Consider the following 22,594-nt stretch of genomic DNA (forward strand, 5'->3'; position numbering starts at 1 on the left):
CCGCTCCGCGTGTCCGCACCCGGGCTCCGCCCGGGTGGGCCCGGCGCTCCACGCTCGGGCCGGCCGCTCCGCTTCGCTCCGACGGCCCCGGCGGCCGAGGCTCGATCAACTCGCTGACCTGGGTTTTTGGCTGACCTCACAACAGGCTGACTAGGGGGAGGGGTGGGCGTCGGGGGCACGTGCGGGTCGGTGTCGGCTCCGGTTCGAGTGGTCTAGACCGTGGTCCAGACCACTGTTTCGACTCCGGCGGGGCGGGATGCGCTACCCTGGGAGGGTGGGCAACGGGACGAGTGTATCAGTAGGTGCCTGTCGGGTGAACCTGCCGGATCGGGGGTCCGGACCGGGCAGTTTGAGGATTCCCCGGTTTTTGTCGGGCCTGGCTGCTAGGGTTCTGAAAGTGGCTCAGATGTGGGCTCGATTCCGTCCGTCGCTGCCTCTCGGCCCGGCCGGTGAATGTATCAAAGGCGCATCGTCTGTAGTTCCTGTCAGATCCCGGGTCCGGCCTGGGGAATTCGAGGGGAGAACCTTTCTGTGAGCGTGGAGACTTTCCAGGTACCGGACCTGCCGCAGGAGCCGGGAAAGGTGCCGCTGTTCGCGCACCAGGTGGAGGCGGTGGAGGCGATCGTGCGGGGCCTGACGCTCCGTCCGGGGCAGAGCGCGCCGAACGGGCTGCGGGTGACCGCACAGATGGCCACCGGCTCCGGCAAGACCTTCGTCGCGGCGGCCGCGGCCCAGAAGCTGGCGGCGCTCGGCGTGGTCCTGGTCGTGGTGCCCACGCTCGACCTGGCCCTGCAGACGCTGCGGGAGTGGCGGCGGGGCGGCCGGGCCGGGGAGATGCACATGGTGTGCTCGCTGGCCCGCCGGGAGCTGCCGCTGAGCGTGATGGCGAGCACCAGCGGGCGGCAGATCGCGGCGTGGATCGCGCAGGCTGCCCGCGAGCGCCGGCCTTTGACGCTGCTGGCGACCTACGCCTCGGTGGGTGCGGTCGAGGATGCCTACGAGTACGCCGCCGATCGGGGCCGGCTGCTGCCCCCGCTGGACCTGATGGTCTGCGACGAGGCGCACCGCTCCTCCGGGCACATCGAGAAGTCCTGGGCCGTGGTACACGACAACGGCGCCATCCCGGCTCTCCGCAGGTGCTACATGACGGCGACTCCGCGCGTGTGGGCCCCGCCGAAGGCCGGGGTTCGGCAGCGCGAGGGGGCCGAGCAGCCTCTCCCTGAGGAGATGGCCTGCTCCATGGACGACCAGAGCATCTACGGGCCGCAGGTGGTCTCCCTGGGCCTGGCCGAGGCCATCGACCGCAAGCTCCTCGCCCCGTTCGAGGTCGTGGTCCTGGAGCTGCGGCACCCGGGCGCGGACCCGGCGGCGGCGAAGAAGCAGCCGGTGCCGTGGGGGCCGGGGGTCGGCGAGGACGAGAGCGGGGAGGAGGACCAGGTGCCGGCCGAGCAGATCGCCGCGATCCAGGCCGCCCTGGCGAAGGTGATCGTGGAGAGGAAGCTGCGGCGCACCATCACCTTCCACAACCGCACGATCGAGGCGCGCTATTTCTCCGAGACGCTGAACCAGACCGTGGACCGGCTGCACGCTGAAAACCCTGCCAAGTATCCGGAGGAGTTTTGGGCGCAGTGGCTTTCCGGTGAGCACGAGGTGGATTTCCGCAAGGAGATTATCCGGGACTTCGGGACCGCCGAGGAGGACGAGGGGCTGGAGCACGCCGTCCTGTCGAACTGCAAGGTGGTCGGCGAGGGTGTCGATATCCCGAATGCAGACGCGGTGCTTCTCCAGGGCCGGGGCAGCATGGTCGATATCGTCCAGGCCATCGGCCGGGCCCTGCGTATCAAGCCGGGCGAGGGAAAGACGGCGAGCCTGATCGTACCGGTCTTCCTCAAGCCGGGCGAGGAACCCGGGGACATTCTCGAATCGGACTCCTACGGCCCGCTCGTCAAGATCCTCAGTGCCATCCGGTCGCACGACGCCCGGGTGGTCGAGGCCCTGGCCGTGCCCCAGAAGTCCGGCAAGCGCACCACCGGGCGCAGCGCTGAGGCGCAGATGGCACCGGGTGAGGGCGAGGGCGACGGGTCGGCGGCGGGCGGGTTCTCGCTGCCGGTGCGGTTCCAGAGCAAGGTGGACGAGAACGTGCTCGCCTTGTTCATCCAGGCGCGGGTGCTGACGGGTGAGAACCAGCTCTGGCGCGAGGGTCTGGGGCACGCGCGGCGGTGGCACGCGGAGAACGGAAATCTGGACGTCCCGTATTCCGCGCGGGTCGGCGAGAACGGAACCTTCCGGCTCGGTGAATGGCTCACCCAGCGCCGGGTCGAATTCGCGAACGGCGAACTGGCGCGACACCGTATCAAGATGCTGGACGACCTGGGCATGATCTGGTCCGTCTCCGACGCGCGCTTCGATACCGGCCTGGACTGGGCGCGGCTGTGGGCGAAGGAGCACGGCGGAAGCCTGGCGGCGCCCGCGCGGGCGTCCATCGGCGGGTACGCGATCGGCGGCTGGCTGGCCGGCCTTCGGGCCGCGGCCGAGGTCCCCGAGGGCGAACCCGGCGCACTCGCCCCCGAGCGCAAGGCCGCGCTCGAGGAGATCGACCCCTGGTGGTGCCCGCGCTGGCCCATCACCTGGCAGCGCTCGTACGCGACCGCGCGCCAGTGGTGGCTGGAGTCGGACGGCCGCGTCGACTGGGCCGGCCTTTCGGTGGAGACCGTCTTCGAGGGCGAGCCGCTGGGCCGGTGGGTGTGGGCGCAGCGGGCGGGCTTGGCCGAGCTCGACCAGGAGCAGCAGGACCTGCTGGCGGCGATCGGCATCGAGGAGGACCAGGAGCTGGCGGCCGCGCGGGCGGCGGCCGCGGCGAAGCCGAAGGTGTCACGCACCGACCGGTTCGCCGCCGGGCTGGCGGCGCTGGCGGCCTTCGTCGAGCGCGAGGGGCACGTCCGGGTGCCGCGCCCGCACAAGGAAGGGGACGTCGCGCTCGGGGCCTGGCTGAACAACCAGAAGGCCCGCCGGAGCAAGCTCGCCCCGGAGCAGCTCGCGCAGCTGGAGGCCCTCGGCGTGGCCTGGTAGGCCGAGGGCTTCGGCAGCCGGGCTGCCGGGGCTTCGGGGGAGCACCGGAGGCCGTCACCCGCGGGTGGCGGCCTCTTCGTCTTGTACGCCTGGCCGGGGCGGGGTTCTGAGAGCATCGACGTCGCGGGAGCGGACGGCGGAGGGAGCGTGGCCGGGGTGGGCAGGTTCAGCCAGGCCGGGGTGGTGCTGGGCCCGGTGGGCGGGCGGGCGGCGGCGTTGTGCCGCTTCGCCGGGCTCCCGGGCGCCACAGGCAGCGCGGTGACGGTGGCGGTGGTGGAGCGGGCGGTGGAGCTCGCGGAGCGCCTGGCCGGGGTGGCGGAGGTCGGGGAGCTGATGGAGCTGTGGTCGCTCGGCCATGTGTGGGGCCATCCCGTCTACGACAACGTCACCCTGCCCGAGCTGCCGGAGCCGTGCATGGTCTTGGCCGGGCAGTTGCAGGAGCTGGTGGAGGAGTTGGAGCCGCAAGAGCTGCGGGAGGTGGGGTCCGCGCTCGGCATCGACCACCTGGTGGTGGTCGTGGCGCTGGAGATGGTGGAGGAGAACAACAGCAGTCCGCTGCCGTTGCGGGTCCAGTCGCTGGCCGAGGCGGAGCGGGATCGCCAGTCGGAGGAGGACCGGGTCGGGGACCTGGCCGACGTCCTGCTGCTGGAGGCGCCGGAGCACTGGCCGGCACCGCAGCGCGCGGCGGTGGTGCTGGTGCTGGTGTGGGAGCTCGCGGCTCTCGTCGCCCAACTCGCCCAGCTGTCCGTCCTCCCGGCCACACCGCGCAGGGCCTTGCTGTGGCAGGACCCGGACGGTGAGCACGCCTGCACGAGCGCCCTGGTGCCGGGCACCGACGTGTGGGTGTGGGCCCGGACCGAGGTGAACTGGTACGAGAGCCGGCCGCTGTGGCACCGGTCCGGGGTGCCGGCACCGGTGCGGTTGCGGTGGTCGTCCGGCTGGACCGGCGGGGACGGCGGTCGCCTGTGGTGCCAGGGCGGACACGCGGCCAGTGTCGCGGCTGCGCGGTGGAACGCCGAGCAGGTCGCCCAGGCGCTGCTGGCCGACCCCGAGCGCGCCGTCGCCGCCCTCACCGTCTAGCGCTGGCCCTCGCCTTGTCCGCCGGGTGCCGCGACCAGACGCGGGTTCAGGTGGTGCTGCGGCGCAGTTCCTGAACCGCGCTGAGGTCGAGTTCGGCGGTGAGCTGGAGCGCCGGGGCCAGCTCCAACGGGGCCTTGAAGGTGTGGCAGAGCATCTCGGCGGCCGCGTTCAGCGTGTCCGGCAGGCTGGAGCCGAAGGCGGCGTCGGCGACCTGCGGCAGGACGGCGGTGTAGGTTCCGTCGGACCAGGTGACGCGGACGGTGAAGTCCATCATCTTGAACAGCTGCCAGTCGTTGGTGCGCAGCATCTCGATCTGGCCGTCCTGGGGCTGCTTGGCGTTCTCCTCCCGGGGTGCGAGCCACTGCTCCACCTGGGAGATGCTTTCCAGCAGTACCGCCTCGTCTCCGAGGTAGTCGAAGCAGTGGAAGCCGCCCTCTTCGTCGACGCTGATGTTCAGCAGGGAGCTGCCGAGGACGCCCAGGCTCCACAGCGCTTCGCCGTCGTTCACGACGTCGAAGTGCCAGCCGGTCCGGCCGTGCAGCAGGTCGCCGAGGTCGCGCCACTCGCCCAGCCGCTCGTGTCCTCCGCCGTACCGTTCGCAGACGTTGTCGTAGTCGCTGTTGGAGAAGCCCACTCGGACCTCGGTGTAGGGGCGCATCTGCTCATCGTAGGCTCCGCGCGGAGCGGTCCCGGCCCTGTTCGGCCTCCGCCGTACCGAAGCCTTCTCCGGGGTGCGGCCGGGCCCCTACGGTGGCGTCGTGATGATCTCCAGCGCACCGATCGTGCTCGCCGTCGGCTCGGGCGGCACCAGCAGTTCCTCTCCCGCCTGGGTGCCCTACGTCAGCGTCTGCGGCCTGGTCGTCAGCCTGGTCGTGGCCGCCGTCGGAGTGTGGACCTTCGCGCACAACCGCCGCCGGAACCTGCGGGCGGACGAGGAGGTGTACGCGGTGAAGGTGGCGGCCTGGACCGGCGAGGACACCGGGCAGGGGCCGGGGCGCCTGTACCGCTTCAACTCCCTGGTGGTGCACAACGGGTCGGACCAGCCGATCTACAACGTGACGTTGGTGTGGCGGGCCGTCGAGCCGGGCGAGCTGGCCGGGGAGACCGATCTGCAGAACATCTACGTCGGCCTGGTCCCGCCCGGGGAGGACCGGGTGTTCAAGCTGGAAGCGGACTCGCAGCCGGAGATCGGGCAACGGCCCGTCACCGTGGCCTTCCAGGACGCTCGGGGGCAGTACTGGGAGCGTGACGAGACTGGTCAGCTGCACCGCGGCAAGGACAAGGTGAAGCCCACCCTGATCGCCCCCAGGGCAGTGCGCGGTCCGGACGGCTCGATCAACCCCGTCGCGCAACGCAACTGACCGCCCTACCCCGTCGGCGGCCCCGTTCCGGCCCCACCGTCAGACCGTCTCGTCGGGCTTGTAGTGCCGGTGGTCGGCGAGGCGCTCGTTCCTGCGGGCGGTGCCTACGCAGGTGGCGAACAGCCTCCACCCGTCGCGGCAGTCGACCGTCATCCCGTACCGGAACCCCGGCGGGGTGGGCCGGGTGCTGTAGCGCTCGGCGCGGACGAAGGTGTCCTTCTCCGGGCTGGCGGCCAACGCGGCCAGCAGGGCCTGCTCGATCTCGGCGACCGCGGCCTTCCCGCCGCCGGGCAGATCGGGTGCCGGCTGCTCGGCCAGGTGCTCGCCGTCGGCGGCGGCCGCGGCGGTGTTGGACGCGCCGGTGATCGTCCAGTAGACGGTGCCGGCGTCCTTCGCGGTGACCGCCAGGCCGTACGGGCGGGCGGGCCAGGGCTCGGCCGCCTCGATGCCGGGCACGGCGGTGGGAAGCAGGCTGATCAGGGTGGTCTGCAGTTCAAGGGGGGTCACTTCGGGAGGGTATCCGCGGGCCGTCGGGGGCACGGCGGGCGGGGTGCGTGTCCGGGACGGGTTCACCGGGGCGGCCCTCGGCGGCCAACGCGCGGGCCCGTCGGGGCGGGCCGGGCGGGCTGGGAGAGGATCGGTGTGGTGCGCGCCGCCACCCATTGCCTGCGGCGCGCACCACACCGACCGGCGGCGCCGGTCAGCTCTCCGCGCCGGCGGGCGGGGCCTGCCGCTGCTGGCGCAGCGCCCGGCTGGTACGGGCGGCCAGGCGCGGGTCGGCAAGGACACGGGCGATGACGTCTTCGTCGGCCAGGTCGACCTGCTGGACGGGCAGCGGCGCGCAGATGGACTCCAGCTCGGCCAGCGTCCTGGCGGAGGCGGCGTACTCGTAGTCGTTCTCGTCCTGGTCGCCGATCGCGGCGGTCAGCGCGTCGTACGCGGTGCGCAGGTGGACGGCGACCTCGGCCATGGCCGGGCGGTCCTCGGGGTGGGCCAGGTCCGCGTTCTTGACGGTGGGGAGGTAGACCTGGCGCAGCGCCTCGATGGCCCTGGCCAGGTTCTCCAGGGGCTCGCCGTAGGAGTCGCTGTCCTGGGCTTCCAGGGGGGTCAGCTCGGTGACCGGCCGTCCGTCCGCGTCCTGGGGGTACTGGCCGTCGACGCCCAGCTCCTGGAGGCCGACGAGAACCGCGGCTCCGCTGGCCGCGCTGCCCAGGTGGCGGGAGACGTCGCGCAGAAGGAGTTTCTTGCGGCGCAGCGTCGCGGCCCGGTCCTTCGAGGAGGTGCCGGTCCGCTCCTCCTCCGCTGCCAGGGCGCCGAGTTCGCGGCCCAGCAGCCGGTATGCGGCCACCAGCGCCGCACCGGCCTCCCGGGCCGCTGACAGCCCCTGCCCCGTCTCCGTCTCGGCCGTGGTGGCCTGCTTGCCGGACATGCCGGTCTCCTTCCCGCACCGCCTGCTGGCGGCCTCTCAGCCCTCTGCCGCCGGAGCGGCAGCAGGAGCAGCGCTGCGGCACTCCTCGTCTCCACTCCCGGAGACGGTGCCGCCGGTTCAACGAGGCAGGGCGGGGCGGGACACGGAATCGGGCGGCGCGGCCGGCGAATCCGCTACGCGGTGTCGCCCTCCCAGTCCCAGCGGAGCGGGTCACCGGGGCGCGGCTCGTAGTGGGCCCGGCCGCCCGGACCGTAGTGGCCCTGATTGGTGATCAGCGCGGCCCCGCACTCCAGCATGTCGGTGTCCCAGCCGGTGACGTCGACCAGTTGGCCGTCCAGCGGGCCGCCGACCAGTTCGCGGTACTCGTGTCCCGGTTCGGGGCCGGGGTCCTCGCCGGGCTCGGTGCCGTAGACCCGGCCGCGCAGCAGTTGCTCGTCGTGCTCGTCCATCAAGCCAGCGTGGCACCGTCGGCCGACAGCGCGCAGGCGATCAGCGCCAGCAGAAGGTGGCGTCCGTCATCGCGGGCAGCAGCACCGGGGCGTCGGCCGCGGGCGGGGCCTGGGTGGTGACGGCGACGGCCAGGTGCTCGCCGACGTCCGGGTAGAGGTGTGCTCCGAGCAGGTCGGGCTGGCCCAGCCAGAGCACTTCGGTGGTGTCCTCCGCGTCGAGCTCGACCAGGGCGACGTCCTCGGCGAGCGCCTCCGGCAGGTGGACGACGTGGACCAGGTGGCGGCGCCGGAACAGCCGGCCGTCTGCCGGGCGGGTGGTGGCCTGGTACTGCTCGAACCGCGGGACCGGGTCGACGTCGGCGGCGGCCAGGTCCAGGCCGAGCTCCTCCCGGATCTCGCGGCGCAGCGCGTCGGCCGGCTGCTCGCCGCCCGCGAGCAGGCCGCCGGGCAGCGAGTGCTGGACGCCGCCGAGGCGGTGACGGCGGATCACGCACACCCGGCCGCCGGGGTCGACCAGCAGCGCGCACACCCGCACCGGGACGGTGTCCCCGGTCACCGCGGCTCAGTCCTGGTCGGGTCGGCCGAGGCTCCAGCCGGAGACGGCGGCGAGGGGGCCGCGCCAGTAGGGCAGGGTGTGGCGGGCGCGGCCGTCCCGAACGGTGACATCGCGCAGGTGCAGGTGCCGGCGGTCCGGGACCTGACGCTTGCCCTCGTCGGCCTTGTCCTCGATCCGGCCGGCGGCGGCGCGGATCGCGCGGGTCAGGTCGCGGTCGTCGACCTCCCGCACGAACTGCTGCTCCCACTTGGCGGGGGAGATGATGGTGCCGGTGACCAGGCCGCCGGGCACCACGAGCGTGACCTCCAGGTCCTCGGCCTCGATGTCCTCGTGCGCGGCACCCAAGCGCAGCAGCTCCAAGTACGGGTCGGGGTAGTGGTCACGGTCTCCGGTGAGCACCCGAAAAACGGCCTGCGCCGCGTCCCTGAACGCCATCTACCGCCCCTGCCGGTCCAGTTGGGCCCTGCGGGCCCGGTGCCACCGTTATACCCGCGCTGGAGCGCCTTCTGCGGCCTCTTCGCATACCACGTCGGCCTCATTCCGGCGATGCTTCGGCCCTGCTGGCGCTGAGCGCTTTCGGGGTCTGGCATTGTGGTCCCGTCCGAGTACCCGCCTGGGGAAGCCAACGGAGGTTTTCAGTGTCCCCTGCCTTGCAATCCGCCACCGACGTCGCGAATCAGCCCGCGCGCGTGATCATCGTCATTCAGCAGAAGGGCGGATCGGGGAAGTCGACCATAACGGTCAACCTGGCCGCCTGCATGGGCCGCAGTGCCGCGCTCCTGTCCGGGCCGGTGGACCCCGACGAGGATTCCCCGGTGGTGGCCGCCGGTATCGACCCGCAGGGCTCGCTGGAGCGCTGGGCGGACCGGGTGGCGCAGGACAAGCTCCCGTTCGACTACGTGGTGACGCGCGGTCGGCTCGGCATCCTGCCGGAGCTCAAGAAGGACCCGAAGCGTAAGCGCGTCCTGCTCGACACCCCGGGCTTCATCGAGGTGGACCCGGACAAGGGGTGGGGCGACGACCCGCTCGGTGACGGACGGGTGGCCGACGCTCTGCGCGAGGCCCTGGAGCTCGCGGACTTCGCAATCGTCCCCATCACTCCGGAGTGGCTGTCCTGGGAGCCGGTGGAGTTCACGATCGAACGCATCCTCAAGCCCCGCGGCATCAAGTTCATCGTGGTGATCAATCTGCACGACCCGCGCGACGGCGAGGCCCAGCTCGAAAAGGTCAAGAACTGGATCGACGAACGGGGCTACCCGCGGATGCCCGATCCGATCCGCAAGTACAAGGTCCACTCGAACGCTGCAGAGAAGGGCGAAGTCGTGACCGAGTACAAGGACAGCGGCATCGCGCTGCGCGCCCGGGAGGACTTCATGACTCTGGCTCTCTGCGTCGAGCAGGCCCTCTGATGGGGCGGCGGGTGGATGCAGGCGGGGCAACAGCGGGGCGTCCGGAGTCGGTGGTGGAGCTGGCGCTGCGCCTGCCGGAGCCGGCCAGCCCGATCGCGACCACGCCGGTGCTGATCCAGGCCGAGGAGGAGATGCTCGCCCGGTGCGAGGCCGCGGTCGACGCGCTGGCCCTCTCCTTCTGGCTGGCGGGGAAGGCGTTGCAGGTGATCCGGGACGGTCGCCTGTACCGAGCCGGGTTCGACACGTTCGAGGACTACACGCTCGCCCGTTGGAAGATGCAGCGCAACTACGCGAACAAGTTGATCCGGACGTGGCGGATCGCAGAAGCCGTGTTCGATTCTAATTCGAACGCTCTGGTTCCAAATGGAACCACGCTCGCAGCCAAGAAGCTGCACGAGGAGCAGGTCGCCGCGCTGCGCCGGGAGATCAACCAGGCGATGGTCTGGGAACTCGTCCCGGTTGCCGAGAAGCACGGCCCGGAGAAGGCGGCGGGCATCTTGGGCATGGTGGTCGAGGTGAACGGGAAGCCGACAGCGGCCCTGGTGAAACGGGCGGTGACCGCACTGCCCGCCGGAGAGACGTTCGAGGAGAAGGCGGCGCGGGCCGCAGTCCGGGAAGCACTGGCCAAGCCGGCCTCTGCGTCGACGCCTCGCACGCCGCGCCCCCGTCGCGCCCCGGCAGCCGCACCAGCGCCTTCGGAGGCGACCATCGCCTGGGACGACCCGGCCGCGGTTCACGCGGTGCTGCGCGAACGGATGAGCGCCGAAGGTCGCGCGGATCTGGCGGCGCTGCTGATTGAGGAGATCGGGGCGGTGCCGGCACCCGCATAGAAGCCCCCGGAACACGACGAAGGCCCCCACCCCGAGCGGGGTGGGGGCCTTCGTCGTGTCGGCATGTCAGGCGGCGGTGATGAGGGCGGCGGCGGCAAGCGCGACCAGGGCGGCGATGGAGGTGTCGGACGCCCACCGCAGGAGCAGCATCTTGCGGTCGCAGATGGCGGAGAGGTCGCCCAGGCGGTGCAGGCGGCGGTCCGGGCGGAGGGCGGCGCGCAGCTCGTCGTGGGTGAGGCCGGACCAGTAGGCGGGGGAGGAACGGTCGGGGTCGCCGACGGGGCGGACTTCGCGGCGGGGGCGGACGACGAGGACGGCGAGGATCGTGGCGACCAGGAGCAGCGCGGCGGCCGGGGCGATGACGGCGAGTCGGGCGCCCTGGGACTGGGCGAGGATGGCGACGGCGGCGGCGAGGACGCCGTCCAGGCCGAGCAGGACGCCGACCTTCTGGTCGGTGCGGGAGACGTCGGCCGCGGTGTGGGTGAGCGCCTCGCCCAGGTTCCGGTCGAAGCGCTCGGTGTCGGTGTCGGTGGTGTCGGTCTCGGTGGTCACGGGCGTTCTCCCGGGGTGGCGGGGTCGGTGGTGAGGGCCATGCGGTGGAGGGCGGTGGCGAGGGCCTCGCTCCAGTCGCCGGTGAAGGTGACGGCGCGGTCGTCGATGTAGCAGGCCGCGCCGAGCTTCTTGTTGGTGACCAGCACGGTGCCGCGGGTGGTCCAGTGCGAGCGCTCGGGGTCGTCATCGACCTCGGCGTCGAAGCCGTGGCCGGCCAGCCAGGCGGCGATGTTGGGGTGGTGCTCGCGCGAGCGGGCCGTGACGACGAAGACCGCGCGCAGCTCGAGGAGTTCGCGCAGGGCCTCCAGCGCGCCGGGGATCGGCTCGCCGTAGATGCGGCCGTCCTGCCATCCCTGGTCGTGCAGTACCAGGGTGAGGTCGAAATCGACGCCGACGGCCTGGGTGGCGGCGGACCCGGTGCGAAACGGAACGATGGTGCCGGACAAGGTGAGTGTGCCTCCGTCAGTGGGAGTGGATGGTGGCCGGGCTGAGGGCCCGCCGGGCTCGGAAGGCCGGCGGGCCCGGGGTACTACCTGCTGCGCGGGGTGTGCCGGGCGGTGACGAGGGCCAGGGCTGCGGCGGCCGCGTCGTGGAGGGTCTCGCAGACCGGCACCGAGTAGCGGCGGGCGACGTAGACCAGGTACCTGTTGCGCTCCGGGTTCGGGCAGTCGGGGGGCGCGCCGAGGACGGCCCTGCCGGTGGCAACGTCCAAGCCGAACTCCACATTGGTGGTGAAGCCCGGCAGCACGGCCAGGTCGCGGGGGATCCAGAACAGGATCGCGTCTGCGCCGGCGCGGGCCTCGGTCTCCCAGTCGACCTGGTCCTCGTAGCGGTCGGCCCGGGTGCCGTTGCGGGACTCCGGGCTGAGGACGGTCAGCGGCCGGGTGCCGGTCCACTGGGCGCTGAGCGCGGCGGTGGCGGCAGGCCGCCAGGACGGCACCGGGGCGCTCTTGTCGGGGGTGGGCCCGGCGAGGAACACGGACGGGCCACCCGCGGGCAGGGGTTCGCGGGCCATGACGAGTCGGACGGTCACCGGCTCTCTCCGCTCTGGGCGGCGCGGGCGGCGTGCTGGGGGGTCCAGGGCAGCGGGAGGCCGTCGTCGGCGCGCCGGGGGACCAGGTGGACGTGGAGGTGGAACACCGTCTGGGTGGCGTCGGCGCCCTTGGACGTGATGAGGTTCGCGGCCGGGTGCTCGGCCAGGAGCTCGGCCGCGCGGCGCATCACCGTGGCGGTGACGTCCGGGTCGGTGCCGGCGTCGGCGACGTGCTCGCGCGGGATGACGAGCAGGTGGCCGTCGTTCACGCCGCCGCTGCGCGGCCGGATGGCGATGGCGTCCGGCCAGGCCCGGACGAGCTGGGCGGGGGTGGTGCCGTCGGCGAGGGCGCAGAACGGGCAGTCGGGTCGGTTCACGGTCGGGTGTTCTCCGGAAGGGTCGGCCGGGGCCGGACCGCGTGCGGCGGTCCGGCCCCGGGTGGTGATGGGTGGTCAGGGGCGGTGTGCCCGGCGGGCCCCGTCGCGTACGCCGTCGATGCGGTGGGCCTGGCGGGAGAGCCGGGCGGCGACGTCGGCCAGGCGGTCGGCGTCGTGGGGGCGGGCGGGTCCGCGGTGCAGGTCGTCCCGGTAGCGCCGGGCGTCGGCCAGGAGCTGGTCCAGGTCGAGGAGGTGCGCCTGCAGCTCGCGGTCGACCTCGGGGTCCGGGTCGCGGTAGCGGTCGCTCTGGTCGGTCACTCGGTGGTCCTGGTGGGGTCGGGCGACCAGGCGCCGGTGGGGTCGTCGCCCCAGTCCTCCGGGTCCTGGTCGACGGTGATCTTCCGGCGGCCGGGGCGCAGCCGGGCGAAGAGGGTGCGCAGCGCGGCGGCCAGGGGGCGGCGCTCGGTGGGGTAGGTCACCGGCGGCGGGTGCCGGCCGGGGCGGCGGGCAGGGCGAGGAGGGCGGCGGCGGGCAGGGCGGCGCCGGTGGAGGCGTTGGCGACGGCGGTGATGAGGCCCGCGACGGTGAGCGGTTCGGCGTCCAGGTCGATGTTGGAGGCGGTGACGTTGGTGGCGTCCACGCGCAGGCCGAGGACGGTGGCGCGGGTGCCGAGCAGGTGGGCCTGGCCGTTGTTGACGACCAGGCCGCCGGCGGCCTCGCTGGAGACCTTGACGGTGGTGGAGCCGCTCTCGTCGCTGATCGTCAGGATGCGCGGGTAACTCTGGTTGGAGGCGTGGGTGATGACGCCGTGGACGGCGACGAGCGACTCGGAGGGGGCGGCGGCCAGGCGGTTCACGTTGTCCATGGGGTGGTTGTCCTTCCGGTGGGTGGTGCTCGGTTGGTGGGGCTGCGGCCGAATTCGACCGGGCAGCCGCGCCGAGTCCCGGCAGCGCCCGCCCGGGTGGGCGGGTGTCCGGGGCCGGCGGCGGCGGTCCGCTCGCGGATCAGGTGGCGACGGCGCTGCGGGCGAGGGCGAGGAGCTGCTCCAGCTCGGCCAGGGCGAGGCCGTCGGCACACTCCAGACAGCAGCCCAAGGACTTCGGGAAGCAGTGCTCACCGACCACCAGGCACAGCGGGCAGGTGCGGCGGGCGAGCATCATGCGCTGGTGGGCGGCCCAACGGGCGGGGGTCATCGGCCGCACCGGCAGCGCCAGCGAGCGGCGGTACAAGTACCCGAACCGCAGACCGTTGCGGCAGACCACCTGTGCGGCCGACTCCTGCCCGCCGATCCGCAGGCCGATCGCGCGCAGCTGGCGACGGGTCATCAGGTCCGGCGTGGGGGCCCACCGCCAGGGATAGGTCGGCAGGCCGCCGTGGTGCTCGCCCGTCGGATCGAGGTCTATCGCGCGCACCGGGCCCCCTCTCAGCGGGGCCGGGGAAGGCCGGCCCGGGGCGCGGCGACGGCGGCGGTGGTGAGGACGTCGACCGCGTCGAATCCCTCGGCGAGCAACTGCTCGGCGGTGGGCAGGTGGCGGTGCTGGTCGGCGACGACGTCGGCCGGCACCACGCGGGCCCGGTTGGAGTTGCGGCGCAGCGCGACGGGCAGCGGCACCTGGAACAGCACCGCGAGGGTGGGGCGGCGCCAGTAGCGGGCGCGGGCGAGCAGGTGGGCGCGGACGTGCTGCTGGAGTGCGGTGGAGTCGACGATCGTGAGCAGGCGGCGGGCGAGGCGGGCGTCCAGGAGGAGTTCCTGCACCTGGACGGCGGTGGTGGTGGCGGACTGGTCGGCGGCGGAGTCGGTGGCCATCGCCCGGTAGGAGTCCAGCGACAGGCGGGCGGTGGCGGGCCAGCGGCGGCAGTAGGTGGTCTTGCCCGCGCCGGCGGTGCCGACGAGGACGATGAGCGGGGCGGAGCCGGGGACGGTGTGCACGGTGGTCCTCTCGAAGCGTGGCGGGGGTGGCGGCGGGCAGGCCCGGGGTGTGGTCACCCGGGCCTGGCGCAGCGTCAGGAGTTGAGCCGGACGGGCATGATCACGTACCGGTAGGGCTGCGCCGCGATGTCGTCGTCCGCGGCGCCGGTGCGGGCGGTGAGGGCGGCGGGCTTGAGGTGGTCGCCGACGTGCAGGACGACCTCGGCCGCGCCCGTCGCCTTGATGCCGTCGGCGAGGTAGCCGGGGTTGAACGCGATCGTGTAGTCGTCGGTGACGTCGCCGTCGGTGTGGATCTCGATGCGGTCGGAGCCGTGGGCGTCGTCGCCGCTGCCGGCCTCGATGCGCAGCAGGCCGCGGTCGACGGTGAGCCGCACGGGGGTGTTGTCGCGGGCGACCAGGGCGACGCGCTGGACGGCGGCGAGGAGTTCGGCGGCCGGGGCGGTGATGGTGCCGGACACCTGCGGGAGCATGCCGACGTTGCCGGGGAACTGGCCGTCGATCATGCGGGCGGAGAAGGTGGAGCCGCAGGAGGACCAGCCCCAGCGCTCGCCGTCGCTGTGCAGGGTCAGCGGGCGGTCGGAGCCGTAGGCGCGGGCCAGGTCCGCGAACACCTTCGCCGGGACCTGCGCCTCCAGCGGGGCGGCCGGGCTCTCCGTCTTCTTCCGGCCCTTGGCCGCGGGGGCGGGGGCGGGCTGGACGGTGAGGCGGCGGAAGCCGATCCGGTACCGGTCGGTGGCGATCATCTTGAGCTGGTCGCCGTCCAGGGTGACGCGGACGCAGGTCAGCACGGGCAGGGCCTCCTCGGTGCTGGCCGCGAGGGCGACCTGGGCGACGGCCTCGGCCCACTCCTCGCCGCCGACGGTGGCCACGGCCGGGGGCAGGCCCGGCAGCGACGGGTACTCGTCGACCGGCAGCAGCGGCAGGTCGAAGCGGGAGTAGCGGCAGGTGAGGGTCAGCCGGCTGCCGTCGGCTTCGAGGTCGACGTCGGCGCCCCTGGGCAGGCGGCCGCAGATGTCGGCGAGGAGGCGGCCGGGGACGAGGATGCGGCCGTCGTCGGCGATCTCGGCGTGGACGCGGTCGGTGGCGTAGAGCTCGTAGTCGCTGGCGGACAGGTGCAGGCCGTCGGCGGCGGTCTCCAGCAGCAGGCCGGCCATCACGGGGACGGTCGGCTTGGCGGCGACGGCGCGGACGGTGTGGGTGACGGCGGCGGTCAGGTGCTGGACGGAGATGCGGGCCTTCACGATCGGGTCCTCTCGGGGGCGGTGGTGCGCGATGATGGGCGGCGGCGGTCTCCGGGGTGCTTCCTTCATCCCGGGGACCGCCGCCTGCGTTTGGGCGCTCGGTTACACAGCGCGAGCGACGGGCTTGAGCGCGGGCTCGTCCTTCTCGACCTCGGTGCGCACGCGCTGGCAGGTCGAGCGCGTCTGCTCGGGCGTGCCGCTCAGCAGGCCCCGCTCGGTGAGCGCGGCGTGGATCTCGGCGGCCAGCGGGCGGCGGTCGAGAGCGTCGTACAGTGCGCGGACGCACGCCTTGCGGGCGTACATGAGCGCGGCGTCGCTCATCGGCGTCTCCTGGTGAGCGCCGCCGGTGTTGGCGGGCGCGGCCGGGAGCGCGCGGTGAGCGTCGGTGGTCCCGCCACCTGCGGCGATCTCGCGCTCACGTGAGCGCTCGGACGCGGCGGGCTGGGTGGGCAGCATCAGGCCGTGAGCGGCGGGCAGCGGCTGGCCGCCGTACGGCGGGCGCGGGGCGGGGTCGTGGTGAGCGCTCGCGGGGGCGGCGGTGGGCGCGCTCGCGGACGGCGCGGGCGCGGCCGGGGCGGCGTGAGCGTCCTTGCCGTGGTCCATGAGCTCGTGGACGCGCCAGATCGCGATGGGCACGACCATCGCGAGCGGGATCGCCAGGCCCCACTGGATCTTCCACTCTCCGTGAGCGTCCTGGGCGACGCCGAGGAGGTGGAGGTCGGTCAGGATCGAGGCGACCTGGCACAGCATCATCAGCCCGAGGGCGATGCGGGTCTCCTTCTGCATCTTGCTGCGGGTCGCGGCGATCACCCAGCCGTCCAGGCAGACGGCCAGGAGCCACGCCAGCCCGGTGTTCATCCCGGCGACGACCGCGAGCTGGTGCTCGCGGGTGCTGGTGAACGCGATGCCGGCCCACAGGACGGCGCGGGTCAGCAGCCACGGGATCCGGCCCAGGTACCAGCGGCGGAACCGGCGCAGGTAGCTGGTCTCCCGCTTGGCGAGGGCCGCCTCCAGGCGCTCGTGCTGCTCGTTGAGCTCGGCGACCTGGGCTTCGGCCTCGGCGACCTGCGCGAGCGCCTGGGCGACGACCTGGTCCGCGTCGCGGCGGGCGGTGTTGCGGATTCGCTCGGCGTCGGCCTCGGCCTTGCCCCGCGCCGAACTGGCCCTGCGCAGCTCGTCGCTGACGGCCTGGCGGGCCTCGTCGATCGCGGCCTGGGCGCTCTCGCGCAGCCGCTGGACGGCCTGCTCGCCGCGTTCGCGCAGCTCGGCGGCCTGCCGGGCGCCCTCCTCGCGCAGGTCCGCGGCCTCCGCCTCCGCGTCCTCCCGCAGGCGGCGGGCGTCGGCGTCGGCGTCCTCGCGGACGGTGTCGGCCTCGGCGCGGGCGGCCTCGGTGACGCGCCCGGCGGTCGCCTCGGCCTCGGTGCGCAGCTCGGCGGCCTCGGCCTCGGCGGTGGTGAGGATCTCCCGGGCGCTCTCGGCGGCCCGGGTGCGGATCGCCGCGGCCTCGGTGACCGCCTCGGACAGGGTCCGGTCGGCGGCCGTAGCGGCCTCGCGCTGCACGGTGGCGGCCAGCTCCCGCACGCCGGTCAGGTCGCGGTCGGCCTGGGCGCGGTCGTCGGCGGCCTGCTGGCGGGTGCGCTCCAGCCGGTGCTGGGCGTCGCCGAGCTGCTCCTGGACGGCGGCGAGGTCGTCGGCGGCCCGGCGGCGCTGCGCCTCGGCGTCGCGGCCGGCCTTGGCGAGGAGGTCGGCGGCCTGGTCCTGGGCGGCGAAGACGATGGACTCCTGCCGCAGCCGGGCCTTCTCCTCGCCGTCGGCGATGATCCGGGCGACGTCGCGTTCGGCCTGTTCGCGCAGGCGGGCGACGCGCTGCTCGGCGTCTGCGAGCAGCGCCGCGGCCCGCCCGGTGGCCTGCTCGATCAGCTGGTCGGCGGCCGCGTGGGCGTCAGCGTCGGCCTCTTCCCGCAGTTCCGCTGCCTCCTGGGCGGCGGCTTCGTGGACCCGCTCGGCGTGGTTGTTGGCCATGTCGAGGACCTGCCGGAACTGCTCTTCGGCACGCTGCGTGACGGCCTCGGCGTCGGCGGCGGCCTGTGCGCGCAGCGCCTCGGCCTCGCTCGCCCACTGCTGGGCGGTCGCCAGCTCGGTGCCGGCGGCGAGTCGGGCGCGGCGCAGCAGGGCGTCCGCGTCCTGCCGGGCAAGGCCCAGGATGTCGGCGGCGCGGTCGGCGGCGTCGGCCAGGACGGGGTCGGCGGCGGGCCGGGTGAACGTCGCTGGAACCGGCTCGGCGGGGGTCTTCGGCGGGGTGGTGTCGAGCTTGGCCGGGGGCTTGGCGGCGGTCTTCGCCGGGGGCCGGGCGGCACCCTTGCGGGGCGGTCGGGGGGTGGTGGTGCGGGCCGGGGTCATGGCCGGTCTCCTCTGATCGGTCACGATGGGTGAACGCTCGGGGTGGTGGTCGAAGGGCCGGATCGGGTCGGCGGCAGGGTGTTGCGGCGGGGTGGCGGACCGCGCGGAGCGTGGCTCACGGGCTGGCTGGCGCGGCCTGTAGAGCGGGCGGGCCGTGGGGGCCCGCAGGGGCGTCGTCGGCGGTTTTCGGGCCCGGAAGGGTGGGACGGCTCTACGGGCTCTACATCGCTACAGCCCAGATCAGGGCTGACCTGGGACCTCTACGGGCCCGCTACGCGATCTTGTGCGCGGCGGGCCCGTAGAGGGGTTGTAGAGCGCTCGGCTACGCCTCGTCGTCCTCGTCCAGGTCGTCGTCGTCCGGGTCGTCGTCGGCGTCCAGGGCGCCCTGGAGGTCGTCGAGGTAGTAGCCGGTGCGGTTCTTGGTTCCCTCACTTTCCGTCATGGCGCGGGCCTGGCGGGCCTGGACGCCGTACGGGGTGAGGAGCACCTCCAGGTCGTCCGCGGTGAAGTCGGCGTAGACCTCGGGGCGGGCCTGGGCGAGGCGCTTGAGGAGGGGTCCGGTGTGGATGGTGCGCTCGCCGTTCATCGCGTCGATGACGTCGAGGATCGACGGCGCGGCGACGGCCGCCGGAGCGGCGCCCGCGGCGAGGGGTGCGGGGGTGGGGCGGTTCGCGCCGAGGGAGACCAGGAGCGCGGGCCAGTCGAGTCCGACGGTCGCGGCGCTGACGGTGAGGTCCGGCAGGCCGGCCTCGGCGCGCTGGTCGCCCCGCCGGGTGGCGTCACTGTCGGTGAGGTGCCGGAACTTCCAGGGCATCGGCCGGTTGCGCTGGCCGGGCAGGCCCTGGATGTAGACGGTGCCGGCGTCGGCGGGGTCGGTGTGGGTGCCGGGCTTGAGCCGGTCGGCCCGGTAGCCCTCGCGCAGCGCGCCCTGACCGAACAGGCCGGTGACGTCGACCCCCCGGCAGCAGCCGGCCATCTTGAGGGACATCTTCGGCGCGATGGCCGAGCCGAGGTCCTCCTTGGTGCCGAACTGGCTCGCGCCGATGATCCACACCGCTTCCTTGCGGCCGATGCGCAGCAGGTGGAGCAGCTTGGCCTTGGCCTTGGTGGGGAGGTCGTGCCACTCGTCGACGAACACGACGACGGCGGGGTGCTCGGGGCTGACGGGCCAGACCTTGCCGTAGCGGCGGGCCTTGCGCGTGCGGGTGCGGCCCTCGCAGAGCTTGTCGAGCCAGTCGAGGGTCTTGAGGATGTGCTTGTCGTCGCTGACGGCGAGCTGGATGGCGTCGCCGAGGGCTTCGACGCCTTCGCCGCGCGGGTCGATGGAGATCACGACGGCGTCGCGGCAGGAGGTGGCCCAGTCGGCGAGGGCCAGCATGATGCTGCTCTTGCCGCCGCCGGAGTCGGCGACGAGGAAGCCCATCACCCCGGCGAGGGAGAAGGCGAGCTCGGTGCCGTCCAGGCCCTTGCCGAACGATCCGGCGTCCATGATCGAGTTGGAGAGCGCCGGGTGGTCGGGGATCGGGCCCATGTCGGTGAACGCGGGCCGGGTCTGCACGCGGACGGTGGCGGTGTCGCTGGCGTCCGGCCAGCACTCGACCGCCAGGCCGCCCCGGGGCACCTTGAGCAGGGTCCGGATCGCGGCCGCGTTGCGGTCGGTGTCGATGTCGGCCGGGTCGCCGGAGGCGACGGTGACCGTCATCGACCAGCCGACCGAGGTCTGCACCGTCTCGGTGATCTCGGCCAGGTCGATCTGCTGGGCGACCAGGGCCCGCGCCACGCAGGCCGCGGCGAGAGCCGGGTCGGTGGCGCGGTGGATGGGGAACGGGGCTCCGGTGTCGCCCTCGAACAGCGGCCCGGCCGACACGGTCGCCTGCTCGGCGCCGGACGCGGCCTGCTCGGCGGCGGGCGGGGCGAGTTCGGGCAGCAGGAGCTCGGCCGGGACGGGGCGCTGAACCAGGCGCGGCTCGCGGGCGCCCATCCACCAGGAAAGGCCGGCGGCGGCGGCGAACTCCAGCAGGCCGAGCTTGGGGACCTGGACGACGGAGACGACGGTGGCGATGGCCCCGGCGACCAGGACCGTGCCGCGCCGCACCCTGATCCAGTTACGGGACCACTCGATCTGCCGGTCGCCGGGCTGCTGCGCGGAGAACGGGTGCTTGCGCATGGTCTCCAGCGACTTCTCCAGGCGGCGGGCCATCTCGCGGGTGAGGACCAGGTCCTGGCGCTGGCTCTGGGTCAGGCCGCCGTCGGCGGCGGCCTCCTCCAGCTTGATGGTCTTCTTGAGCGCGGCCTTGAGCGACTGCTCGACCTCGGTGCGGCGCTCGGTGTACGCCTCCAGCTGCGCGGCGACCAGGCGGCGGCGGATCTCGTCGGCGCCCTGGTCGTCGGCCAGGCCCCAGTGGTGCAGGAGCGAGCCGAGGAAGCGGACGCCGGTGCGGGTGCGGACGGCCTGGCGGACGACGACGTTGGGCTTCTTCTCGCCGTCCTTGGCGGGCTCGGCGGTGGTGGTGGCCTCGGTGTTCGGGGTGGTGGTGTCGGCCGGCTCGCCGACGGGGGCGGCGACCGGATCGGTGGCGGTGGGCATGGCGGTGGTGCCGGTGGGCATCGGGGCCTCCGGGGAAGGGTGCGGTTGGGGTGGTGGGTCCGGTCTGGGGTGGACGTCCCGGCGACCGCCGGGCCCGAGGTGCGGGCCGGGCGGGTCCGGGGCGCCCATCACGGGCCGGATCAGCCGATGAGGATCGAGCCCGCCCAGTTGGCGACGGGGATCGCGGTCCAGGAGGCGAGGCCGCCCAGGGCCATGGCAAGGCCCCAGGTCGCACCGACGACGGCACCGATGGCCAGCAGGACCTTCTCCCCGAGCTTCTTGGCGAAGTACAGGAAGAAGGCCGCCAGCACGAGGATCGCCAGGGCGATCCAGGAGCCGGAGTAGGTGAGCAGCTGGTGCTGGGAGGCGGCGGCCGAGCCGTCGCCCCCGACCATGCCCTTGGAGACCAGGGCGCCGCCCTGGTTGCCGGTGCCGGTCAGGAACCCGGACACCTTGCCGAGCAGGCCACCGGCGCAGGCGGATGCCAGGACGGCGACCAGCAGGCCGGTGCCGAACGGCACCCACAGCGCCTTCTTCTTGAGGGCGGCCATCTTGCGGTTGCCCTTGAAGTAGAACCAGCCGAAGGTGCAGACGGTGAGCAGGAAGCCGAAGCCGCTGCCCGCGAGGGTGACCGTGTGGGTGAGCTGGATTCCGGTCACTTGAAGATTCCTCCGATCAACGCTGCGAGCCAGGCGGCCGCAGGCGGGTAGGTGACGGTGCCGAACACGACCGCCCAGACCGCGGTGCGGGTGAGCGGGGAGAGCAGCCGCAGCAACTTCTTGCCGCGGACGATTTGGTGGACCACCACGGCGCCGGCCAGCGTCATCAGGCCCAGGCACAGGCCCGGGTCGGCGACGTCGGCGGCGGGCGCGAACGAGGTGGAGCAGGAGACGACGACGTACCGCCACAGCCAGGCCGGGCCGATCAGCGACGCGCTAGCGGCCGAGAGGTTCGGCCACAGCTGCATCGCCCGGATCAGTCGGCGGGTGGCGGCGCGCACGCGCTGCCAGTCGATCAGGTCGTCGGCGTCGTCGGCCTTGATCGGGATGGCGTCGTCCAGGCGGGCCTGGCGGATCTCGGCGGCGAGCTCGGAGATCGCCTCGCCGGGGTCGACCGGGGTACGGGGCCCGAGCCAGAAGCCGGACACCGGCTCGGCGGCGGGCTGGTCGGGGGCGTGGGTGGGCGGGGGCGGGATCTCGACGGTCACCGCGGTTCCTCCGGGGTCAGTAGGACAGGAGCTGGACGAGCAGCGGGATCAGGTGCGCGCCGGTCAGCGCGGCGACGGCGGCCGGGGCGAGCAGCACCAGCAGGTCGGCGGCGGCGGCGCGGGTGTGGGCGGAGCCGCGGCGGGCGAGCCGCCACAGCCGCACGACGGCGAGGAGGTAGACCGCGCCGGCTGCGAGGCGGGCGGGCCACCAGGGCAGGCCGAGCGCGATTCCGGCGGCGTGGGCGACGACGGCGACGGGGCGGCGCCCCTCGCTGGCGAAGCGGTCGTGCCGGTCGCGGCCGGGCCAGTAGGGCAGGCCGACGGCGGCGACCAGGAGGTCGCGCAGCACGAACATGCCGTCAGCTCCCCAGCCGGGCCAGGGCGGCGATGATCTCGCCGACGAGGTACAGGCCGATGAGGCCGAGGCCGGCCACCGTCACCGGGGCCTGGCGGCGGCGGATCTCCTGGGACTCCCAGTAGTTGCCGCGCCATTCGTCGAACGCGATCAGCGCGCCGAGCACCGCGGCGTAGATGACGCCGCCGACCAGGAAGATCAGCCACAGCGGCCAGCCGAACAGGCTGATGTCAGGCACGGCCGGCCTCCCGGACGACCAGGTCGGCGTCGGCGGCCGGGGCGGTGACGGTGATGGTGACGTGGACGGACGGCAGGGGCGCGGCGGTGCGGCGGGTGACCCGGGCGGTGACCGCCTCGGCGGTCAGGACCATCGCGGAGGTGATCGCGCTGCCGGAGAAGAACACCGTGAAGGCGGTGTCGGTGAAGTCCATGCGCGGCCCTTTCTCGGGCGAGGAGTGCGGAGGGGGCTGTGCAGGTGGGCCGGTGGCTCCCCGGACCGGCCGTCCCGGGGGGGGTGGGACGGCCGGTCGGGGCAGCGCACCGGACCGGCCGCCGCCGGGCCCGGCGTGGTGCGTGCCGGGGCGGCGGAGGCCGGGGCGACGGCGCCCACGGTGACGGCCGCGGCCAGGACGACGGCGGCGACGGCGGCGCGGGCGGCGTAGGGGTTGGTGCGCATCTGGTTCTCCTCGGTGGTGATCGCGGAGGGGACCGGGTTGGTCCCGGAGCTCC

At 73.6% G+C, this 22,594-nt stretch carries 28 protein-coding genes; 5 read left to right on the forward strand and 23 right to left on the reverse strand.

Annotation, left to right across the window (positions count from 1 at the left end):
- The first annotated feature begins 531 nt into the window (after positions 1-531).
- Together ACWEO5_RS17055 and ACWEO5_RS17060 are read left to right on the forward strand one after the other, a co-directional pair.
- Positions 532-3,069: a Helicase associated domain protein gene (locus ACWEO5_RS17055; RefSeq protein WP_452163122.1), complete on the forward strand. Its 2,538-nt coding sequence runs from the start codon at positions 532-534 to the stop codon at positions 3,067-3,069.
- Between the two features lie 156 nt (positions 3,070-3,225).
- Positions 3,226-4,149 (forward strand): hypothetical protein, encoded by a 924-nt coding sequence (locus ACWEO5_RS17060; RefSeq protein ID WP_452163123.1) that lies wholly within the window; start codon positions 3,226-3,228, stop codon positions 4,147-4,149.
- A 46-nt stretch (positions 4,150-4,195) separates the two neighbouring features.
- Here ACWEO5_RS17060 and ACWEO5_RS17065 read toward each other — a convergent pair whose 3' ends face one another.
- Entirely contained in the window at positions 4,196-4,807 is a 612-nt protein-coding gene (locus ACWEO5_RS17065) for a hypothetical protein (RefSeq protein WP_452163124.1), read from the reverse strand.
- A 100-nt stretch (positions 4,808-4,907) separates the two neighbouring features.
- On the opposite strand from ACWEO5_RS17065, the gene ACWEO5_RS17070 reads away from it, so the two are divergent.
- Positions 4,908-5,510, forward strand: a complete 603-nt coding sequence (locus tag ACWEO5_RS17070) for a hypothetical protein (RefSeq protein WP_452163125.1) — start codon at positions 4,908-4,910, stop codon at positions 5,508-5,510.
- 39 nt (positions 5,511-5,549) lie between these two features.
- Here the strand turns inward: ACWEO5_RS17070 and ACWEO5_RS17075 are convergent, their stop codons facing one another.
- From ACWEO5_RS17075 to ACWEO5_RS17095, 5 genes are all read right to left on the reverse strand, one after another.
- Entirely contained in the window at positions 5,550-6,017 is a 468-nt protein-coding gene (locus tag ACWEO5_RS17075) for a hypothetical protein (RefSeq protein ID WP_452163126.1), read from the reverse strand.
- 193 nt (positions 6,018-6,210) lie between these two features.
- Positions 6,211-6,939, reverse strand: a complete 729-nt coding sequence (locus tag ACWEO5_RS17080) for a hypothetical protein (protein WP_452163127.1) — start codon at positions 6,937-6,939, stop codon at positions 6,211-6,213.
- Between the two features lie 173 nt (positions 6,940-7,112).
- Positions 7,113-7,388, reverse strand: a complete 276-nt coding sequence (locus ACWEO5_RS17085) for a hypothetical protein (protein ID WP_452163128.1) — start codon at positions 7,386-7,388, stop codon at positions 7,113-7,115.
- A 40-nt stretch (positions 7,389-7,428) separates the two neighbouring features.
- Positions 7,429-7,944, reverse strand: coding sequence for an NUDIX hydrolase (locus ACWEO5_RS17090; RefSeq protein WP_452163129.1), 516 nt, complete (start codon positions 7,942-7,944; stop codon positions 7,429-7,431).
- Between the two features lie 6 nt (positions 7,945-7,950).
- Positions 7,951-8,379, reverse strand: a complete 429-nt coding sequence (locus tag ACWEO5_RS17095) for a hypothetical protein (RefSeq protein ID WP_452163130.1) — start codon at positions 8,377-8,379, stop codon at positions 7,951-7,953.
- A 203-nt stretch (positions 8,380-8,582) separates the two neighbouring features.
- Between ACWEO5_RS17095 and ACWEO5_RS17100 the strand changes: the two genes are divergently transcribed.
- Both ACWEO5_RS17100 and ACWEO5_RS17105 read left to right on the forward strand, forming a co-directional pair.
- Positions 8,583-9,353, forward strand: coding sequence for a nucleotide-binding protein (locus ACWEO5_RS17100; RefSeq protein WP_452163131.1), 771 nt, complete (start codon positions 8,583-8,585; stop codon positions 9,351-9,353).
- Between the two features lie 53 nt (positions 9,354-9,406).
- On the forward strand, positions 9,407-10,183 hold the full coding sequence (locus ACWEO5_RS17105; protein WP_452163132.1) for a hypothetical protein: 777 nt from the start codon (positions 9,407-9,409) through the stop codon (positions 10,181-10,183).
- A gap of 66 nt (positions 10,184-10,249) precedes the next feature.
- On the opposite strand, the gene ACWEO5_RS17110 is transcribed toward ACWEO5_RS17105, so the two are convergent.
- From ACWEO5_RS17110 to ACWEO5_RS17190, 17 genes are all read right to left on the reverse strand, one after another.
- Entirely contained in the window at positions 10,250-10,735 is a 486-nt protein-coding gene (locus ACWEO5_RS17110; RefSeq protein WP_452163133.1) for a Pycsar system effector family protein, read from the reverse strand.
- Positions 10,732-11,181 (reverse strand): hypothetical protein, encoded by a 450-nt coding sequence (locus ACWEO5_RS17115; RefSeq protein WP_452163134.1) that lies wholly within the window; start codon positions 11,179-11,181, stop codon positions 10,732-10,734. Before ACWEO5_RS17115 ends, ACWEO5_RS17110 begins: the two co-directional genes overlap by 4 nt.
- A gap of 83 nt (positions 11,182-11,264) precedes the next feature.
- Positions 11,265-11,768 carry a nucleoside 2-deoxyribosyltransferase domain-containing protein gene (locus ACWEO5_RS17120; protein ID WP_452163135.1) on the reverse strand — a complete coding sequence of 168 codons (504 nt, stop codon included), beginning with the start codon at positions 11,766-11,768 and terminating at the stop codon, positions 11,265-11,267.
- The gene (locus ACWEO5_RS17125) at positions 11,765-12,145 is read right to left on the reverse strand and encodes an HIT family protein (protein WP_452163136.1); all 381 of its coding nucleotides are present in this window, start codon (positions 12,143-12,145) and stop codon (positions 11,765-11,767) included. Before ACWEO5_RS17125 ends, ACWEO5_RS17120 begins: the two co-directional genes overlap by 4 nt.
- A 75-nt stretch (positions 12,146-12,220) precedes the next feature.
- On the reverse strand, positions 12,221-12,463 hold the full coding sequence (locus ACWEO5_RS17130) for a hypothetical protein (protein WP_452163137.1): 243 nt from the start codon (positions 12,461-12,463) through the stop codon (positions 12,221-12,223).
- A complete protein-coding gene (locus ACWEO5_RS17135) occupies positions 12,460-12,624 on the reverse strand; it encodes a hypothetical protein (RefSeq protein ID WP_452163138.1) in 165 nt (54 codons plus the stop codon). Before ACWEO5_RS17135 ends, ACWEO5_RS17130 begins: the two co-directional genes overlap by 4 nt.
- Positions 12,621-13,010, reverse strand: coding sequence for a hypothetical protein (locus ACWEO5_RS17140; RefSeq protein WP_452163139.1), 390 nt, complete (start codon positions 13,008-13,010; stop codon positions 12,621-12,623). The genes ACWEO5_RS17135 and ACWEO5_RS17140 overlap by 4 nt, the downstream gene beginning before the upstream one ends.
- Positions 13,011-13,149: 139 nt before the next feature.
- Positions 13,150-13,557, reverse strand: coding sequence for an RRQRL motif-containing zinc-binding protein (locus ACWEO5_RS17145; protein ID WP_452163140.1), 408 nt, complete (start codon positions 13,555-13,557; stop codon positions 13,150-13,152).
- Positions 13,558-13,568: 11 nt separating this feature from the next.
- Positions 13,569-14,075, reverse strand: coding sequence for an AAA family ATPase (locus ACWEO5_RS17150; RefSeq protein ID WP_452163141.1), 507 nt, complete (start codon positions 14,073-14,075; stop codon positions 13,569-13,571).
- Between the two features lie 74 nt (positions 14,076-14,149).
- Entirely contained in the window at positions 14,150-15,316 is a 1,167-nt protein-coding gene (gene dnaN, locus ACWEO5_RS17155) for a DNA polymerase III subunit beta (RefSeq protein ID WP_452163142.1), read from the reverse strand.
- Positions 15,317-15,418: 102 nt separating this feature from the next.
- A complete protein-coding gene (locus ACWEO5_RS17160; protein ID WP_452163143.1) occupies positions 15,419-17,716 on the reverse strand; it encodes a hypothetical protein in 2,298 nt (765 codons plus the stop codon).
- Positions 17,717-18,038: 322 nt separating this feature from the next.
- Positions 18,039-20,324: a hypothetical protein gene (locus ACWEO5_RS17165; protein WP_452163144.1), complete on the reverse strand. Its 2,286-nt coding sequence runs from the start codon at positions 20,322-20,324 to the stop codon at positions 18,039-18,041.
- Between the two features lie 119 nt (positions 20,325-20,443).
- On the reverse strand, positions 20,444-20,962 hold the full coding sequence (locus ACWEO5_RS17170) for a hypothetical protein (protein WP_452163145.1): 519 nt from the start codon (positions 20,960-20,962) through the stop codon (positions 20,444-20,446).
- On the reverse strand, positions 20,959-21,510 hold the full coding sequence (locus ACWEO5_RS17175; protein WP_452163146.1) for a hypothetical protein: 552 nt from the start codon (positions 21,508-21,510) through the stop codon (positions 20,959-20,961). Before ACWEO5_RS17175 ends, ACWEO5_RS17170 begins: the two co-directional genes overlap by 4 nt.
- A gap of 16 nt (positions 21,511-21,526) precedes the next feature.
- Positions 21,527-21,865, reverse strand: coding sequence for a hypothetical protein (locus tag ACWEO5_RS17180; RefSeq protein ID WP_452163147.1), 339 nt, complete (start codon positions 21,863-21,865; stop codon positions 21,527-21,529).
- Positions 21,866-21,869: 4 nt separating this feature from the next.
- Positions 21,870-22,103 carry a hypothetical protein gene (locus ACWEO5_RS17185; protein ID WP_452163148.1) on the reverse strand — a complete coding sequence of 78 codons (234 nt, stop codon included), beginning with the start codon at positions 22,101-22,103 and terminating at the stop codon, positions 21,870-21,872.
- Positions 22,096-22,296 carry a hypothetical protein gene (locus tag ACWEO5_RS17190; protein WP_452163149.1) on the reverse strand — a complete coding sequence of 67 codons (201 nt, stop codon included), beginning with the start codon at positions 22,294-22,296 and terminating at the stop codon, positions 22,096-22,098. Before ACWEO5_RS17190 ends, ACWEO5_RS17185 begins: the two co-directional genes overlap by 8 nt.
- Positions 22,297-22,594 lie beyond the last annotated feature (298 nt).

The sequence above is a fragment of the Kitasatospora sp. NPDC004272 genome, assembly GCF_053603035.1.